The following is a 16244-nucleotide window of genomic DNA, read 5'->3' as shown; positions in this document are numbered from 1 at the left end:
TTTCGGTTAAAAACTTTGCGGTAGGTTCCTTAAAAAAGACAAGGGTAAATCATTACTTTTGCAGAATTAATAAATTATCCCTTTTTAATGGACACAACTTCATTTGCACTCAGACATATTGGCCCAAACTCAGACGACCAAAAAACAATGCTAGACACTATTGGTGTTGAGAGTATGGCACAATTAATTACTGAAACTCTTCCTGATAATATACGCTTAGAAAACGACTTAAATCTCGATGCTGCTTTAAGCGAACAGGAATACCTTACGCATATCAATAAATTATCGCAACTCAATAAAGTATATAAAACCTATATTGGTTTAGGTTACTACCCAACAAATTTACCTGCAGTAATTCAGCGTAATGTATTAGAAAATCCAGGTTGGTACACCGCTTACACGCCTTACCAAGCAGAAATTGCACAAGGACGATTAGAAGCTTTATTGAATTTCCAAACCATGATTATTGACTTAACAGGTATGGAAATAGCAAACGCTTCACTTTTAGACGAAAGTACTGCTGCTGCTGAAGCTATGGCCTTATTATTTGCCGTTAGAGAACGCGCTCAGAAGAAAGCCAATGTCAATAAGTTTTTTGTTTCAGATATGGTTTTACCACAAACTATTGATTTATTAGAAACAAGAGCAACACCAATTGGTATTGAGTTGGTCATAGGAAATGAAGCAGAATACAATCTTTCTGATGAGTATTTTGGTGCTTTATTACAATATCCTGGTAAAAACGGACAGATTACAGATATAAAATCATTTATAGAACAAGCAAACGCTAAAAATATTAAAGTTGCTGTTGCAGCGGATATTTTAAGTTTAGTTAAACTTGAAGCTCCTGGTAAATTTGGTGCAGATGTCGTTATTGGTACCACGCAACGTTTCGGAATTCCGATGGGTTACGGTGGTCCTCATGCCGCTTACTTTGCAACAAAAGAAGCCTATAAGCGTGATGTTCCTGGAAGAATCATTGGGATTACAAAAGATGCCAATGGCAACAGAGCCTTACGTATGGCTTTACAAACACGAGAACAACACATTAAGCGTGCTAAAGCAACGTCTAATATCTGTACAGCACAAGTACTTTTAGCGGTTATGGCAGGAATGTATGCTGTTTATCATGGGCCAAAAGGTTTAACTTTTATTGCTGATAAAGTAAAAAACTCAACCTCTACTCTAGCTAATGCTTTAGAGAAATTAGGTTTAGAGCAAGTGAATTCGCATTATTTTGATACGCTTCAAATAAAAGCAGATGCTTATAAAGTAAAACTTGAAGCTGAAAAGAACGAGATTAACTTTCATTATCCAGATACCAATACGGTTACAATTTCTATAAATGAAACGACCACAATTGGTGATTTAAATGAAATTATTTCAATTTTTGAAACTGTTGTTGGACAAACCACTGAAAAAATTGAATCAATAGCACATGTAAAAACAATTCCAGACCATCTAAAACGCCAGTCTGATTTTTTAAGCTACGAGGTCTTTAATTCATACCATTCTGAAACCGAATTAATGCGCTACATTAAGCGTTTAGAACGAAAAGATTTAGCCCTTAACCATTCTATGATTTCGCTTGGTTCTTGTACCATGAAATTAAATGCAGCTTCTGAAATGTTACCATTAAGTTGGCCAAGTTGGGGAAGCATGCACCCATTTGTTCCTACAGATCAAGCGCAAGGTTATAAATCTATGCTGAATGCTTTAGAAAATCAACTATCAGAAATCACCGGATTTGCCGCAACATCGCTTCAACCAAATTCTGGTGCACAAGGTGAGTTTGCGGGTTTAATGGTTATAAAAGCTTATCACGAATCTCGTGGTGATCACCATAGAAATATTTGTTTAATTCCATCTTCTGCACATGGCACCAATCCTGCTAGTGCTGTTATGGCTGGTATGAAAGTTGTAGTCACCAAAGCATCAGACAACGGAAATATCGATGTTGAAGATTTAAAAGCAAAAGCAGAATTACATAAAGACAATCTTTCTGCATTGATGGTAACTTACCCATCTACGCACGGTGTTTACGAATCTGCTATTAAAGAGATCACACAACTTATACACGATAATGGCGGCCAAGTTTATATGGATGGTGCCAATATGAATGCCCAAGTAGGATTAACTAATCCTGGAAATATTGGTGCTGATGTTTGTCACTTAAACCTTCATAAAACATTTGCTATTCCACATGGTGGTGGTGGTCCTGGTGTAGGTCCTATTTGTGTTGCAAAACAACTGGTTCCATTTTTACCAGGAAACCCAATTATAAAAACAGGTGGTCATCAAGCCATTTCTGCAATCTCTGGCGCTCCATTTGGATCCTCATTAGTTTGTCTTATTTCTTATGGTTACATCAAAATGCTAGGTTATAAAGGCTTGAAAAAAGCCACTGAAGTAGCCATTTTGAACGCTAATTACATTAAAGAGCGTTTAAAAGGATCGTATCCAACCTTATACTCCGGTGAAATGGGAAGAGCAGCTCACGAAATGATTATTGATTGTCGTGATTTTAAAGCTAATGGTATTGAAGTTACAGACATCGCTAAACGATTAATGGATTATGGGTTTCATTCGCCAACGGTTTCTTTCCCTGTTGCTGGAACGATGATGATTGAACCAACAGAAAGTGAAAGTAAAGCAGAGATGGATCGTTTTTGTGATGCTATGATTTCTATTAGAAAAGAAATTGATTCGGTATCAAAAGACGACCAAAATAACGTCTTAAAAAATGCGCCTCACACCTTAGATATGCTAACCTCAGATGAATGGTCATTACCATACACCAGAGCAACAGCTGCATTTCCATTAGAATTTGTTAGAGGTAATAAATTCTGGCCAACTGTTAGACGTGTCGACGATGCTTTTGGCGATCGAAATTTAATGTGCAGTTGTGCACCAATCGAAGATTATTTAGAAGCATAAATCTTAAAAAAACTAATAAAAAAAAGCATTCATTATGAATGCTTTTTTTAGTACTTTTATAGTATAAATTCTTACTACTGAAATTTTTTAAAACGTTTATTTTTTATACTTAAAAACGTTCAAAAATTCTTTAATATGAATTAGCTTCGCAACAATGAAAACAAAGAACTATGGCGATTAGAATAACAGGAACAGGAAGTTATATACCAAGTAATATTGAAAAAAATGAAGCCTTTTACAACCATCGATTCTTAAATGCAGATGGGTCTTCAATTAACAGTCCTAATGAAGTTATTGTAGAGAAATTCAAAGCAATTACAGGCATAAAAGAACGACGGTATGTTACCGAAGATTTATTAAACTCTGATATCGCTTCTTTTGCAGCTGAAAAAGCAATTGATAATGCTAAAATAGATAGAGAAACTATAGATTATATTATTGTTGCTCATAATTATGGTGACATCATGCATAATTCTGAACAAAGTGATACCGTACCAAGCATGGCTTCTAGAGTAAAACATTTACTCAAAATTAAAAACCCAAAATGCGTTGGTTACGATTTGCTTTTCGGTTGCCCAGGATGGATAGAAGGCGTTATACAAGCCAAAGCATTTATAACTTCTGGTCTTGCAAAAAGGTGTTTAGTTATTGGTAGTGAAACCCTATCTCGTGTGATAGACCCACATGACAGAGATTCGATGATTTATGGTGATGGTGCTGGTGCTGCTATTATAGAAGCGAGTGATAGTGAAGGTGGTATTTTAGCACATGAATCGGCAACCTTTTCTTATGATGAAGCGCATTATATCTTCTTTGGAAAAACTAATGACAAAGAAAATGAAGCGCCACGTAAATACATAAAGATGTTTGGTCGAAAAATTTACGAATTTGCACTCACTAATGTTCCACAAGCTTTAAAAACTTGTTTAGAAAAAAGTGGGAAATCTATAAATGATGTCAAAAAAATATTGATTCATCAGGCCAATGAAAAAATGGATGAAGCCATTGTAAAACGCTTCTATAAACTTCATAAATTGCCTATGCCAGATGGTATCATGCCTATGACTATTAATATGCTTGGTAATTCTAGTGTAGCAACTGTACCTACGTTATTTGACATTATTTTAAATGGCCAATTAGAGCATCAAAAAATTAATAAAGGTGATGTTATTATGTTTGCAAGTGTCGGAGCTGGTATGAATATTAATGCTATTATTTATCAACATTAGATTTTAATGCTTGAGAGAAAATGAGATTAAATGTTAAATCTCTATCTCTATTATTATAATAGACAACATACCAATAGTCATTACTCGGCATTGTTACTCCATTGTAGCTACCATCCCAATGACTATTGGTATTTGTTAATACTGTTATAAGTTTTCCATACCTATCAAATAAGTAAAGTTTATAGCTACAAAATAGGATTCTGACTTAAAGGCTCTAAAAACCAAAAATCATTAACGCCATCACCATTAAGTGTAAAAAAGGGTTTAACAGTAAAACATTTCTGATTATTACTTTCACAATCTAAAGTGACTAATTGAAATTCTAAAATACAACCACTTGAAACTTCCTCTATGGATATATCAGTATAACTTCCGGTAGTTAGATTTTCAATTCGTATTTTACTTAAATTATTAGACGTTTGTGGTATTGAACTCGCAACCGCATCTCTATTGTAATTAATTATATAATCAACATTAATCTTGAGTCCAGATATAATAATCTCACCACTGAAGCATTACAAATTGTTGGATTTATGGAACTAATCTCAATCTTGATTTCTCCCAAATTGATAATCTAAACAGCACCTTTACGGTTTCCATTTTCACTATCTAGATTTAAAAAACTAACCGAACCACCAAACAAATCGCCATTTTCTAATTCTCCAGAAAAACAATATTCTCCATAGGAATAAAAATAAACAAGAAGAATAACCCAAAAACACATTTCATATTATCATAAAAAATTAAGTAAAATAGAATGCAATAGATAAATCTAAATATATTTACGTTATTAAAACAAAAATAGCGTTTAATGTTAGAATTATTCTACAAGACAATATATCAGAAAAATATAAATTATTACTTAAGAAACATCAATTTTGGTTTAAAACAACTATTTTTCAATAAGATTAAACTTCCACCATCTGGTCTCTTAAAGCTAAAAACGGATTCAGGCACATTAAAAATTAAAACAAACCAAACCAGCTATTTAACCCAATTATTATTCTGGAATGGCTATAAGAATTTTGAATACTCTGAAATTTTTGAAAAACTATCAAAAAGCACAGACACATTTTTAGACATCGGTTCTAACATTGGTTACTATTCATTATTGGGAGTTCAGTCTAATCCAAAAATGCGAGTATATGCGTTTGAACCCGCTTATGGTCCTAAATACTTTTTAAATAAAAATATAGAACTTAATAATTATTCAAAAAATATCAGTGCCATCAATTTAGCCCTTTCTAACACTACAGGTGAAATTGACTTTTACGAAGTGAAAAGTCTAAAATATAAATACATTAATTACAACCTTGCCGGAGAAGGTAATGCTGGTACGAAAAAAACGTCTCGAAATTTTATAAAAAACACAGTTAAAGCAACCACATTAGCTAATTTTATTAATACTAATACTATTAGTCATATTGACTTAATAAAAATTGATACCGAAGGTACAGAAGTAGAAATTTTAAACTCAGGACGAAAATATATAAAACAATTTGAACCTATTATAATATGTGAAACCCTGTATGACACCATTGAAGACGATTTAGAAAATTTCTTTTCTCAATTAGATTATCAGTTTTACAATCATGTAGAAAAAGGGCTTAAAAAAGTGTCCTCTATAAAACGTAACGAAGATGATGGCGTACGCAATTGTTTCTTTGTGCCTAAATCTAAACACCATCTTATTAATGAGTTTGTTATTTAAGATATGAACTTCTACATCATTATACCAGCACATAACGAAGAAGATTATATTGGTAAAACTTTAGAGTCTTTAGTTGAGCAAACATTGTTGCCTAAGAAAGTTGTTGTTATCAATGATCATTCTTCAGATAACACTCAGAATATTGTTGAAGATTACGCTTCAAAACATCCTTGGATTTCTTTAGTAAATTCAAAATCTTCAGATAAACACTTACCTGGCTCTAAAATCATTAATGCTTTTAATAAAGGTTTAGCATCACTTGATAGTCATTATGACATTATCTGTAAATTTGATGCTGATCTTATTTTTCCTGAAAACTATTTAGAAAAGTTAGCTCAGCATTTTCAAGCGAAGCCAAAATTAGGAATGGCTTCTGGCTTCTGCTATATTGAGAACAACAACGAATGGGTTTTAGAAAACCTCACCAACAAGGATCATATAAGAGGCGCACTTAAAGCTTACACAAAAGATTGTTTTAAACAGATAGGCCAACTTAAAGCTTCTATGGGTTGGGATACCGTAGATGAATTATTAGCAAAATATCACGGCTGGGAAATTCTCACCGATGAAACACTTCATGTAAAACATTTAAAACCTACAGGTCAGTCTTATAACAAGGCTTCAAAATACTTGCAAGGTGAAGCCATGTACAAAATGCGCTACGGGTTTTGGATTACTTTAATTTCCGCAATGAAACTAGCCTATAAAAAAGGAAGTTTTCAAATGTTTAAAGATTATATGGCGGGTTATTATAAAGCAAAATCTGATAAAATTGACTTTTTAGTTTCTAAAGAAGAAGGAAGATTTATTCAAAATTTGCGCTGGAAAGGGATTAAAGGTAAATTTCAAAAATAAAATAACAATGACTTACTAAAGCTATTGCTTTTCGATTTTGAAAGGTTAAGAAACTGTATTTACAGAAATTTTAGAAACTCCAGCTTTTATAATTACTAGATGCTTCTAGTTTATTTTCAATACTATCCTCTAATTTTGGAAAGAAATCAATTCCGGTTAAAGCTTCAAGAGAATCAACAGAAACTACAAATTTATATAATGGTAAATCAGAGTTTTGATGGTCCATTAAAAAGGCTAGCAACTTAATTTTTCCGTTTGTGTTGTCTAAAATCACTTTATAAAATTGATTAGGTACTGAAACCTGCTCATCTCCTATAGAGTTTAAATTATCGTTTAAAACTCCACCTGTTACCACAAAGATACCATCATGCTTTTTGGCCCAATACCGCACTTTTTTTTCCAATCGATTCCAAACACCAGCATTAAACTCATGGTCTTGTGGGCTGATATTACTGGTTAAAAAAGTCTCGTCATAAGCGGCCTTTGTAAAACGTCTATCGCCTGCAGGACAAAGGTGTCCTCTATCATAACCCGAGTTTTTATAATTACGCCAATGCGCTGCTCCCGTTTTTACAGCATTATCAATTTCAAAATAAGGTCTTTTTCGATTGGATGCACTTAAATGAGACGCTTTTAACTCATAGGCGACCCATTCCGCTTGTTCGTGAGCTTCGTTATAAGATAATGAATAATTTTCATGATGCACAACTTGGTTGGTTGTACTTGCGGGTAAAAAGAAATCATTAGTGGCTTCCTTTACAACTTTTCCTTGAGTTACAATTTCAGCTTTGTCTTCATAATCGAGATAAAACTCATAACTATAAACACCAATCACTATAATTATTGCGATTATACTGTAAATGGACTTGCGCTTCAAATTCTAGTATTAATCAATCACAAAGCCTAAAGGTTGTCCTGTAGCGCCATTAGGAAAACTAATCCCTAAAAGTGCAGACATTGTAGGTGCAATATCTGGAATTACTGTTTTATCAAAAGTTTCTCCATGCTTAATTCCATTTCCGAAGAATAATAACGGCACATGTGTATCGTAATTTAAACCACTTCCGTGTGTAGATCCCGTTTTACTATAAGAAATAAACGCTGTGTCATTTACCAAAATTACATCACCTGAACGTCTTTGGTTAAATCCATTTTGCAATAAGCTTTCAATTCCAGTGGTAAAACTTGTAGTACTCATTGTTGTTGCTGTATAAACTTTAGAAACATTTAGATATCCCAATTGTTCCATAGCAATAGCATCTTGAACATCACTAAGTTTTAACCCTAATTCTTGTACTTTCTCTCTATCTAAAAATATTTGATCATTACTAATATTCTCTATAATAGCTTCCGTACCATAGGTTTTATTTAAAAAGGCATTAAATTGTTCTTTTCTAGCTTTACCATCCACATAACCAGCTGGTACTTTTACAGAAGCTAAATACGATGGTACATCAACTGCGCCATGATCAGCGGTAAGAAAAACGGTATACGCCCCTTTTCCTACTGTACTATCTAAATGATTAAATAAACGCTCTAAATCTTTATCTAAACGTATGTAGGTATCTTGAACTTCTTTAGAGTTAACACCAAAAACATGCCCTACATAGTCCGTAGAAGAATAACTAACAGCAAGCACATCGGTATATTCATCTTGACCTAAAGCTTCAGCATCGATAGCTGCAATTGCAAAATCTGTGGTGATGCTATTCCCATAAGGTGTAGCTTTTATAATATCATACCCATTATTTTCTTTACTTAATGTTTTTAAATCATACGGAAATGTTGCTTTAGCTTTCCCTTTAAAAACACCTTCAAAAGTGTTTTCATCTGAACCACTTTCAGTATAGGTTGAAATATCATATAATGTATTCCACTCTTTTAAATATGATTCTGCATGCTCTGCAACATTAAAATCTTTAACCCATTGTGGTAAATCGTTCATGTAAAATGAACTGGTAATCCAAGCGCCTTCATCACCACCATGAAACCAATAAGCCGCATTTGCGGTATGCCCAGCAGGAAGAATTGCTCCTCTATCTTTAAGAGCAACACCAATAGTTTTTCCTTGCATCTGGGTAAATAATCTGTTTTCATCGGCAAAACTCGTGGTTTGCATTCTGTGAGGAGACATTTTACCTGCCTTATCTTCAGTACCTACAGAAGTTACGTTTTCATCACCTGCACAATACACCCTTTCTTTAGTTTCTTTGTCATACCAGTTATTACCAATAATACCATGAATTTTTGGTGTAGTACCTGTATATACAGACGTATGTCCTGGTCCTGTATAAGTAGGGACATAATTAAAATGATTGTTTTTACAATTAAAACCTTCGTTTATCATACGATTAAAACCACCATCTCCAAATCTAGCCCCAAAACGCGTTAAATAATCATAACGCATTTGGTCCACTACGATACCAACTACTAATTTTGGCCTCGTACTAGTTTCTGAAACCATAATTTGACTTTTAGAATCTGTATTTGTACTTTGAGCTCCACAAGAGATAAATAAAAGTAGTGCTGCCGTTAAAGCAAAGAAATTTTTCATCTGAATAAGACATTATTTTAAGACTCAAAAATACAATTTTTAAACTATCTTAGATTAAATTAACATTAATAACTAATCATTTTTTATACTTTAGCGTTAATGAAAACACCAATGACTTACCTACATAATATAGGTGCCTATTTTATAATGATTAAGGACATTTTTCGCAGACCAACTAAATGGTCTGTAATGAAACCACTCATTTTTAAAGACATCGACGACCTCATTATTGGTTCTCTCGGTATTGTAGCATTTATTTCCTTTTTTGTTGGCGGCGTTGTCGCTATACAAACATCGCTGAATATGACAAGTCCCATTATGCCAAAAAACTTAGTGGGTTTTGCAACACGTCAATCTATCATTTTAGAATTCGCACCGACGTTTATCTCTATCATTATGGCTGGTAAAGTGGGATCTTTTATTACCTCTAGCATCGGAACGATGCGCGTTACAGAACAAATAGACGCCCTTGAGGTAATGGGAATCAATGCTATTAACTATTTAGTTTTTCCAAAGTTTATTGCCTTAACGCTTTACCCTTTTGTGATTTCTATTGCTATGTTTTTGGGTGTTGTAGGTGGCCTTATGGCTTCTATCTACGGTGGCTATGGAACTATGGAAGATTATTTAGAAGGTGTTAGATTAGATTTTATTCCATTTCACTTGATATATGCTTTTATAAAAACTTTTGTATTTGCTTTCTTATTAGCAACAATTCCCTCCTTTTACGGCTATTTTATGAAAGGCGGCGCTTTAGAAGTTGGAAAAGCCAGTACCACAGCATTTGTTTGGACAAGTGTTGTTATTATATTAGTCAACTTTTTATTAACCAGCATATTACTCGGATAAGCAATGATAGAAGTTAAAGATTTAGAAAAATCATTTGGAGATGCACATATTCTGAAAGGAATAACCACCACTTTTGAAAAAGGACAAAGTAACTTAATTATTGGGCAAAGTGGCTCTGGTAAAACGGTATTCTTAAAATGTCTTTTAGGCTTATTTGACTATGAGAAAGGTTCAATTGCCTATGAAGGAAAAAATTTCAGTAAGTTATCTCGTAACGAAAAGATAGATTTACGTTCTGAAATGGGAATGGTTTTTCAAGGCAGTGCGCTTTTTGATTCAATGACCATTGCTGAGAATGTGATGTTTCCTTTACGTATGTTTACCAAGCAAAGTAAAAGCGAAATGGAAGATCGCGCCAATGAAGTTTTAAAACGTGTTAATTTAGATGGCGCGCACCAAAAGATGCCAAGCGAAGCTTCTGGTGGAATGCAAAAACGTGTGGCTATTGCAAGAGCAATTGTTAACCGACCTAAGTATCTATTTTGTGATGAGCCTAACTCTGGGCTTGATCCAAAAACGGCAATTGTAATTGATAATTTAATTCAAGAAATTACTGAAGAATTCAATATTACCACCGTTGTAAATACCCACGATATGAACTCGGTTATGGAAATTGGTAAAAAAATTATTTTCCTAAAAGATGGTATTTTAGAATGGGAAGGCTCTAACGAAACCATATTTAAAACAGAAAACGAAGCTGTGACCAACTTCGTTTATTCTTCTGAATTATTTAGAAAAGTTCGTAAAATGTATATTGAAGAAGACAATCAATAAACCTGTATTCTTTCCTTGTAATCTATTTAGAGGATGATTGCCCTTAATTACGTCTAATTAATACCGTATCGACCTTTAATTCATTTTTAAGCCATTTTTGCAAATTGCGTTCTCTTACAAAAACTAAGCTGTCTGCTAACTGAACTTTCCACCTTACATTAGCAACGCTTACGGTATCTATATTTATAAAGTCTTTTGACTCTAGCATTTTTGCATAACCAAAGTATTCTAAATCCGTGAACTTTATTTTTGCATCTCGCGATAGCGAACTAAACGAAACGGCATTCTTATTGGTATCTTTAGATTCTATAACTTTATTTAAATTTGAAATATTAGTTTCTAATTCTTCAATTTGTTTTTGAAGTCCGTCTATAATATTATCTTTTCTATCAATATCGGCATAAGCACGATCTAAAGACTGCGCCAAACGATCAACGCTTCGTGTTTTATTTGCATTAATAACTAGTTCAAACTCTTGAAGGTCTAAATATTCATTCTTAGCATTCTGAAGTGCTGTAACCATCTCGTCACTAATATCACCATTAAAATATAAGTTGATGGTCTTTGCGTCGATATCTAAAACCTCATCATATAACCAAAGACTGCGATTATCTTCAATTTCACTAGTAACAAACGCTTTATAATCTCTATCAATTTTGCTTTCTCTCAATACCGTTAAAAATGTCCAAACGGCAGGAATCATAACCACAATAGCTGTAAGCATAGCAATCCTAGAAATACGTTTACGTTTGGCTGAATTCGCATATTTAAGCATTGGAAAACGCAATAACTTTAACACTAAAAATGTTGCCAAAGCAATAAATATAGTATTGATAGTAAATAAATACATGGCACCACCAAAGTAAGACCAGTTACCTTCTGCCAGACCATAACCCGCCGTACATAAAGGCGGCATTAAGGCTGTAGCAATAGCAACACCAAAAATAACAGAAGCAATAGTACCGCGTTTTGTTCGGGCAATAATTAATGCTAAACCACCGAAGAACGCAATTAAAACATCTCGAATATCTGGTCGGGTTCTACCTAGAAGTTCCGATGTTTCTGCACTTAACGGAAATAAATAAAAGAATAAAAATGCCGTTAATAAACTCAGCACAATCATCGTCGCTAAATTAATTAACGACTTTTTTAAAGTATCAATATCATTAATGGCAATAGACATTCCGACCCCTAAAATTGGTCCCATTAATGGCGAAATTAACATGGCTCCAATTACAACAGCTGTAGAGTTGGCGTTTAATCCCACTGATGCCACAAAAATAGAACAAACCAAAATCCAAGCGGTTGCACCTTTAAATGGAATATCGTGCTTTATGGCTGTTATGGTAGCATCTCTATCGGTATCATCCCTAAAATCGAGTAACTCGGTTAAAAACAATTTTACACTAGCAAACAGGCCTTGAGCATCCTTTTTTACAGCATCTTTTTTATCTTCAACAGCACGCTCCTTATTCATCTCATTCGTCATGCGCTGCTTTTCTTCTTCAGAAAAGTTAAATTTATTTTCTTCACTCATAGTTTAAAAGAATTCCAATAAGGATTTTGCAATATCATTTATTTTAAGAATCTCATATTTGGAGTGTTTACCCGTAAGATTCTCCAAATTTAGCCTTCACATTTTGAAGCACTTTTTTGATATCTTGCTCTTTAGCTTTTGGAAAGATAAGTAAAACTTCCTCTTTATCGACAACGATATAATCTTTTAAGCCATCAATAACCACAATTTTATCTTTTTTAGAACGAATCATATTTCCGTTGGCATCCTCTAATAAAGTCTTAGCATTAACAACAGCATTACTGTTCTCATCTTTGTCTAACTTATCATAAAGACTTCCCCAAGTCCCTAGATCATTCCAATCAAAAGTGGCAGGAATTACATAAACATTTTTACTCTTTTCCATCAAGGCATAATCTACAGATATATTTTCAGCTTTAGTATAATGTGTTTTTATAAACTCATCCTCTAGCTCAGTATTATACGCGCTATAACCGCTTCTAAACAACTCAAATAATTGAGGTTGATTATTTTTAAAAGCTGCAACAACCGATTTTACACTCCACATAAAAATCCCTGCATTCCAAAGGAAATTTCCTTGATTAATAAACGATTTTGCCGTTTCGTAATCTGGCTTTTCTCTAAATTGACTCACTGGTTTTATTTCTGAGGTTGATGCTTTATCATACTCAATATAACCATAACCGGTATTTGGGAATGTTGGTGTAATACCTAAAGTCATTAAGGCATCATTGGATTCACAATAATCAAAAGCAGCTTTTACATTGCCAGAGAAGGCTTGCTCGTCTTCAATCCAATGATCACTTGGTGCAACAATCATTACGGCATCTTCATTTTCTTTCTGAATTTTTAAAGACGCATACAAGATACAAGGTGCCGTATTTCGCATCGCTGGTTCTAAAACTACTTGTCTTTTAGTGACATTTGGAAGCTGCTCAAAAACCAAATCATTATAGCGCTCATTGGTTAGTATAAAAATATTTTCTTCAGGAATTAACTGTGCTAAACGGTTAAAAGTTTTCTGAATTAAAGTATCTCCAGTCCCTAACATATCATGAAACTGTTTTGGAAAGTCTTGCGTGCTTACAGGCCAAAATCTTGAACCTACACCACCAGCCATAAGAATGGCATAATAATTTGAGTTTTTGCTATTCATCATATCTATTATTTATCTAAAACTTCTACTTCTGCATTTGGGTTGAACAAATATAATTGACCTGAACTAACCTCAACACATTCGTAGCGTTTTCTTCTTTTATTTCCTTTTTTAAAAATGCGACCGTTATATAATTTAAACTCACGGTTTAAAGGCACTTCAAACACATAAGTCTTATCATTAGCTTCATCGTATTGCTTAAGTGCTAAAGCCAATTTTGTATCGGTATCACTTGATGCTTTAGGGTTTTTAAAATGCTTCGCTAAGAGTGGTAACAATTCGTCTGGAAAAATATCTGGACGTAAAAAGGGCAACATTAAATGCTGAAAAGTGTACTTCCATTCTTTACCGTGTGGTTTTATTAATCGCCCAAATTTTTTATAAGCTTCAAAATGTGCCACTTCGTGAATTAATGTGATTAAAAAACGGTAACAATTCAAATTGGAATTTACCGTAATTTGATGCTTTCCATTTGGAAACTCTCTATAATCACCATGCCGAGTTTTACGTTCACTCTTTACATTTACTACCAAATTATCAACTGCCAAGAGCTCAATGACCATTGGTTTTGCTGAAATAGGAATAAAATCTAAAAGCTGTCTTTGCATTCGGGCAAAAATAAGTCTTATATTTTTATTTTTTTCATCTTAAAAATGAGAATTCATAAATGAATATTAACTTACCGTTATTAATTGCTATCAATTAAACTTAATAACTCAGACATATCATTAAATGTCTGTGTCGCTTTACCTTTAAGGGAATTACTAGAATCATCTGCAGTATAACCAAACACATCAAATCCGCCATTAATAGCTGCAGTAACCCCAATGAGACTATCCTCTATAACCACACATTCTGAAGGATGAAACCCCATAGTCTCCGCCGCCCATAAAAATACTGCGGGATCAGGTTTCCATTTCTCAACGGCATAGCAACTAAACATACGCGATTCAAAATAAGCTAGCAAGCCTGTTAACTCAAGGTTCAATTTTATTTTATTTTCGGGACCACTTGAAGCGACACAAAAAGGAAGCTCTAAGTTTTTAATCACATTTGTAACGCCATCTACAGGCTTAATTTCATTTTTAAACGTTTCAAAAGAGCGTCTTCTGTATTCAGATTCAAAATTAGAAGGCATCGCATCAGGTATTAATTCTGAAATCTGATGCACACAATTATTAAAGGCATTTCCCTTAAAATTTTTATACGCATAATCAATATCTATAGCAGCTCCAAGCTCGTTTGCCATATTAACCATGACTTGGTTTGCAATAGGCTCACTATCTACGAGAACACCATCACAATCAAAAATCACACATTTATATTTCATACCTTAAAAGTTCATTTTATTATACAATTCTTAACAGGCAAATCTTGATTTTAGTCTTAAAAACCACTAACTTAGCTAACGTCTTTCTGAACTCAATTTATCCTTAAATTCTAAAATTATGGCATTTATTGATTATTACAAAATACTTGGTATAAATAAAAATGCTTCCAAAACTGATATAAAAAAAGCCTACCGGAAGTTAGCGAGAAAACACCATCCCGATTTAAATCCTAATGATAAAGATGCTGAGTTAAAATTTAAGCAAGTTAACGAAGCCAATGAAGTATTGAGTAACGATGAAAATCGTAAAAAGTATGATAAGTATGGTGAAAATTGGCAACATGGTGAAGCTTATGAGCAAGCTGAACAACAACAGAAAACACGTCAGCAACATTATCAACGATCTTCAGGCTCACAAGGTTTTGAAGGCGCTGACTATTCTGATTTCTTTGAATCGATGTTTGGTGGCGGATTTAATCAAGGTAGAGCTCAGGCAAGATTTAGAGGCCAAGATTATAATGCCCAACTTCAACTACAATTAAAAGATGTTTACACAACCGAAAAACGAGTTTTAACTGTTAACGGAAAAAATATTAGATTAACCATTCCGGCAGGTGTTACAGACGGACAAGTTATTAAAATTAAGGGCAAAGGTGGTGAAGGCGTAAACGGTGGTCCACATGGTGATTTATTAATTGAATTTAACATTAATAATGATACCGAATTTAAACGTGATGGTGCCAACCTTTATAAAACCGTTAAGCTGAATTTATATAAAGCCGTTCTTGGTGGTGAAGTTACCATCGATACCTTTGATGGAAAAGTAAAACTAACTTTAAAACCGCTGACTCAAAACGGCACCCAAGTTAAATTAAAAGGAAAAGGCTTTCCAAAATATAAAAAAGAGGGCCAATTTGGCGATTTATATATTAGTTACACCGTAGAATTGCCTAAAAATCTCACTGATAAAGAAAAAGAATTATTTGAAGAATTGGCAAAATTACAATAGTTATGAAAGACACACATCTTATACCTGTACCTCGTTTATGTACGCACTACCAAATAGAAATGTCTTTTTTTGATGGATTAAATGACTATGGTCTCATTGAATATATTACGATTGAAAAAACATACTGTATTCATCAAGATAAAATAGCAGATGTTGAAAAAATGATCCGATTGCATCAAGACCTGCATTTAAATTTTGAAGGCATTGATACCGTTTTTAATCTATTAGATAAAATTGAAACGTTACAATCGGAACTACATGCTACACAAAACAGATTAAAACTATTTGAAGAGTAAATGTTTT

Annotated in this window: 16 protein-coding genes; 8 read left to right on the top strand and 8 right to left on the bottom strand. The window is 33.6% G+C overall.

The annotated features are described in order from the left end of the window. The first annotated feature begins 87 nt into the window (after positions 1-87). On the top strand, positions 88-2937 hold the full coding sequence (gcvP, locus tag HM982_RS16850; RefSeq protein ID WP_179354502.1) for an aminomethyl-transferring glycine dehydrogenase: 2850 nt from the start codon (positions 88-90) through the stop codon (positions 2935-2937). A gap of 170 nt (positions 2938-3107) precedes the next feature. Continuing rightward, complete coding sequence (locus HM982_RS16845; protein WP_179354501.1) at positions 3108-4166, top strand: 3-oxoacyl-ACP synthase III family protein; 1059 nt, start codon at positions 3108-3110, stop codon at positions 4164-4166. Here HM982_RS16845 and HM982_RS18705 read toward each other — a convergent pair. After that, positions 4150-4365, bottom strand: a complete 216-nt coding sequence (locus tag HM982_RS18705) for a T9SS type B sorting domain-containing protein (RefSeq protein ID WP_179354630.1) — start codon at positions 4363-4365, stop codon at positions 4150-4152. The genes HM982_RS16845 and HM982_RS18705 overlap by 17 nt on opposite strands. Positions 4366-4740: 375 nt before the next feature. Continuing rightward, positions 4741-4890 carry a hypothetical protein gene (locus HM982_RS16835; protein ID WP_179354500.1) on the bottom strand — a complete coding sequence of 50 codons (150 nt, stop codon included), beginning with the start codon at positions 4888-4890 and terminating at the stop codon, positions 4741-4743. An 87-nt stretch (positions 4891-4977) separates the two neighbouring features. On the opposite strand from HM982_RS16835, the gene HM982_RS16830 reads away from it, so the two are divergent. Both HM982_RS16830 and HM982_RS16825 read left to right on the top strand, forming a co-directional pair. Beyond that, a complete protein-coding gene (locus tag HM982_RS16830) occupies positions 4978-5877 on the top strand; it encodes an FkbM family methyltransferase (protein ID WP_179354499.1) in 900 nt (299 codons plus the stop codon). 3 nt (positions 5878-5880) lie between these two features. Further along, positions 5881-6732: a glycosyltransferase family 2 protein gene (locus HM982_RS16825; RefSeq protein ID WP_179354498.1), complete on the top strand. Its 852-nt coding sequence runs from the start codon at positions 5881-5883 to the stop codon at positions 6730-6732. A gap of 70 nt (positions 6733-6802) precedes the next feature. Here HM982_RS16825 and HM982_RS16820 read toward each other — a convergent pair whose 3' ends face one another. Next, the gene (locus tag HM982_RS16820; RefSeq protein ID WP_179354497.1) at positions 6803-7609 is read right to left on the bottom strand and encodes a DNA/RNA non-specific endonuclease; all 807 of its coding nucleotides are present in this window, start codon (positions 7607-7609) and stop codon (positions 6803-6805) included. A gap of 9 nt (positions 7610-7618) precedes the next feature. After that, positions 7619-9286, bottom strand: coding sequence for an alkaline phosphatase PafA (gene pafA, locus HM982_RS16815; protein ID WP_179354496.1), 1668 nt, complete (start codon positions 9284-9286; stop codon positions 7619-7621). 111 nt (positions 9287-9397) lie between these two features. Between pafA and HM982_RS16810 the strand changes: the two genes are divergently transcribed. Together HM982_RS16810 and HM982_RS16805 are read left to right on the top strand one after the other, a co-directional pair. Beyond that, positions 9398-10135 (top strand): MlaE family ABC transporter permease, encoded by a 738-nt coding sequence (locus tag HM982_RS16810; RefSeq protein WP_179354629.1) that lies wholly within the window; start codon positions 9398-9400, stop codon positions 10133-10135. 3 nt (positions 10136-10138) lie between these two features. Next, entirely contained in the window at positions 10139-10909 is a 771-nt protein-coding gene (locus HM982_RS16805) for an ABC transporter ATP-binding protein (RefSeq protein WP_179354495.1), read from the top strand. Positions 10910-10952: 43 nt separating this feature from the next. Here the strand turns inward: HM982_RS16805 and HM982_RS16800 are convergent, their stop codons facing one another. From HM982_RS16800 to HM982_RS16785, 4 genes are all read right to left on the bottom strand, one after another. Continuing rightward, positions 10953-12446 carry a DUF389 domain-containing protein gene (locus tag HM982_RS16800; RefSeq protein ID WP_179354494.1) on the bottom strand — a complete coding sequence of 498 codons (1494 nt, stop codon included), beginning with the start codon at positions 12444-12446 and terminating at the stop codon, positions 10953-10955. 67 nt (positions 12447-12513) lie between these two features. Continuing rightward, the gene (locus HM982_RS16795) at positions 12514-13602 is read right to left on the bottom strand and encodes a mannose-1-phosphate guanylyltransferase (RefSeq protein WP_394354366.1); all 1089 of its coding nucleotides are present in this window, start codon (positions 13600-13602) and stop codon (positions 12514-12516) included. A gap of 8 nt (positions 13603-13610) precedes the next feature. Continuing rightward, the gene (locus HM982_RS16790) at positions 13611-14210 is read right to left on the bottom strand and encodes a SprT-like domain-containing protein (RefSeq protein WP_179354493.1); all 600 of its coding nucleotides are present in this window, start codon (positions 14208-14210) and stop codon (positions 13611-13613) included. Between the two features lie 80 nt (positions 14211-14290). Continuing rightward, on the bottom strand, positions 14291-14932 hold the full coding sequence (locus tag HM982_RS16785) for an HAD family hydrolase (RefSeq protein ID WP_179354492.1): 642 nt from the start codon (positions 14930-14932) through the stop codon (positions 14291-14293). 118 nt (positions 14933-15050) lie between these two features. Between HM982_RS16785 and HM982_RS16780 the strand changes: the two genes are divergently transcribed. Next, entirely contained in the window at positions 15051-15941 is an 891-nt protein-coding gene (locus HM982_RS16780; protein ID WP_179354491.1) for a DnaJ C-terminal domain-containing protein, read from the top strand. Positions 15942-15943: 2 nt separating this feature from the next. Continuing rightward, positions 15944-16237 (top strand): chaperone modulator CbpM, encoded by a 294-nt coding sequence (locus HM982_RS16775; RefSeq protein WP_179354490.1) that lies wholly within the window; start codon positions 15944-15946, stop codon positions 16235-16237. Positions 16238-16244: the final 7 nt, after the last annotated feature.

This window comes from Winogradskyella vidalii, from assembly GCF_013403955.1.
Classification (GTDB): Bacteria; Bacteroidota; Bacteroidia; order Flavobacteriales; family Flavobacteriaceae; genus Winogradskyella; species Winogradskyella vidalii.
The sequence above is the reverse complement of the archived record's forward strand: the minus strand, read 5'-3'. Positions and strand labels throughout refer to the sequence as shown.

Coding starts and splice junctions, on each gene's coding strand:
- gcvP (WP_179354502.1), top strand. CDS start 88: ATGGACACAACTTCATTTGCACTCAGACATATTGGCCCAAACTCAGAC.
- HM982_RS16845 (WP_179354501.1), top strand. CDS start 3,108: ATGGCGATTAGAATAACAGGAACAGGAAGTTATATACCAAGTAATATT.
- HM982_RS16835 (WP_179354500.1), bottom strand. CDS start 4,890: ATGTGTTTTTGGGTTATTCTTCTTGTTTATTTTTATTCCTATGGAGAA.
- HM982_RS16830 (WP_179354499.1), top strand. CDS start 4,978: ATGTTAGAATTATTCTACAAGACAATATATCAGAAAAATATAAATTAT.
- HM982_RS16825 (WP_179354498.1), top strand. CDS start 5,881: ATGAACTTCTACATCATTATACCAGCACATAACGAAGAAGATTATATT.
- pafA (WP_179354496.1), bottom strand. CDS start 9,286: ATGAAAAATTTCTTTGCTTTAACGGCAGCACTACTTTTATTTATCTCT.
- HM982_RS16810 (WP_179354629.1), top strand. CDS start 9,398: ATGACTTACCTACATAATATAGGTGCCTATTTTATAATGATTAAGGAC.
- HM982_RS16805 (WP_179354495.1), top strand. CDS start 10,139: ATGATAGAAGTTAAAGATTTAGAAAAATCATTTGGAGATGCACATATT.
- HM982_RS16800 (WP_179354494.1), bottom strand. CDS start 12,446: ATGAGTGAAGAAAATAAATTTAACTTTTCTGAAGAAGAAAAGCAGCGC.
- HM982_RS16795 (WP_394354366.1), bottom strand. CDS start 13,602: ATGAATAGCAAAAACTCAAATTATTATGCCATTCTTATGGCTGGTGGT.
- HM982_RS16790 (WP_179354493.1), bottom strand. CDS start 14,210: ATGCAAAGACAGCTTTTAGATTTTATTCCTATTTCAGCAAAACCAATG.
- HM982_RS16785 (WP_179354492.1), bottom strand. CDS start 14,932: ATGAAATATAAATGTGTGATTTTTGATTGTGATGGTGTTCTCGTAGAT.
- HM982_RS16780 (WP_179354491.1), top strand. CDS start 15,051: ATGGCATTTATTGATTATTACAAAATACTTGGTATAAATAAAAATGCT.
- HM982_RS16775 (WP_179354490.1), top strand. CDS start 15,944: ATGAAAGACACACATCTTATACCTGTACCTCGTTTATGTACGCACTAC.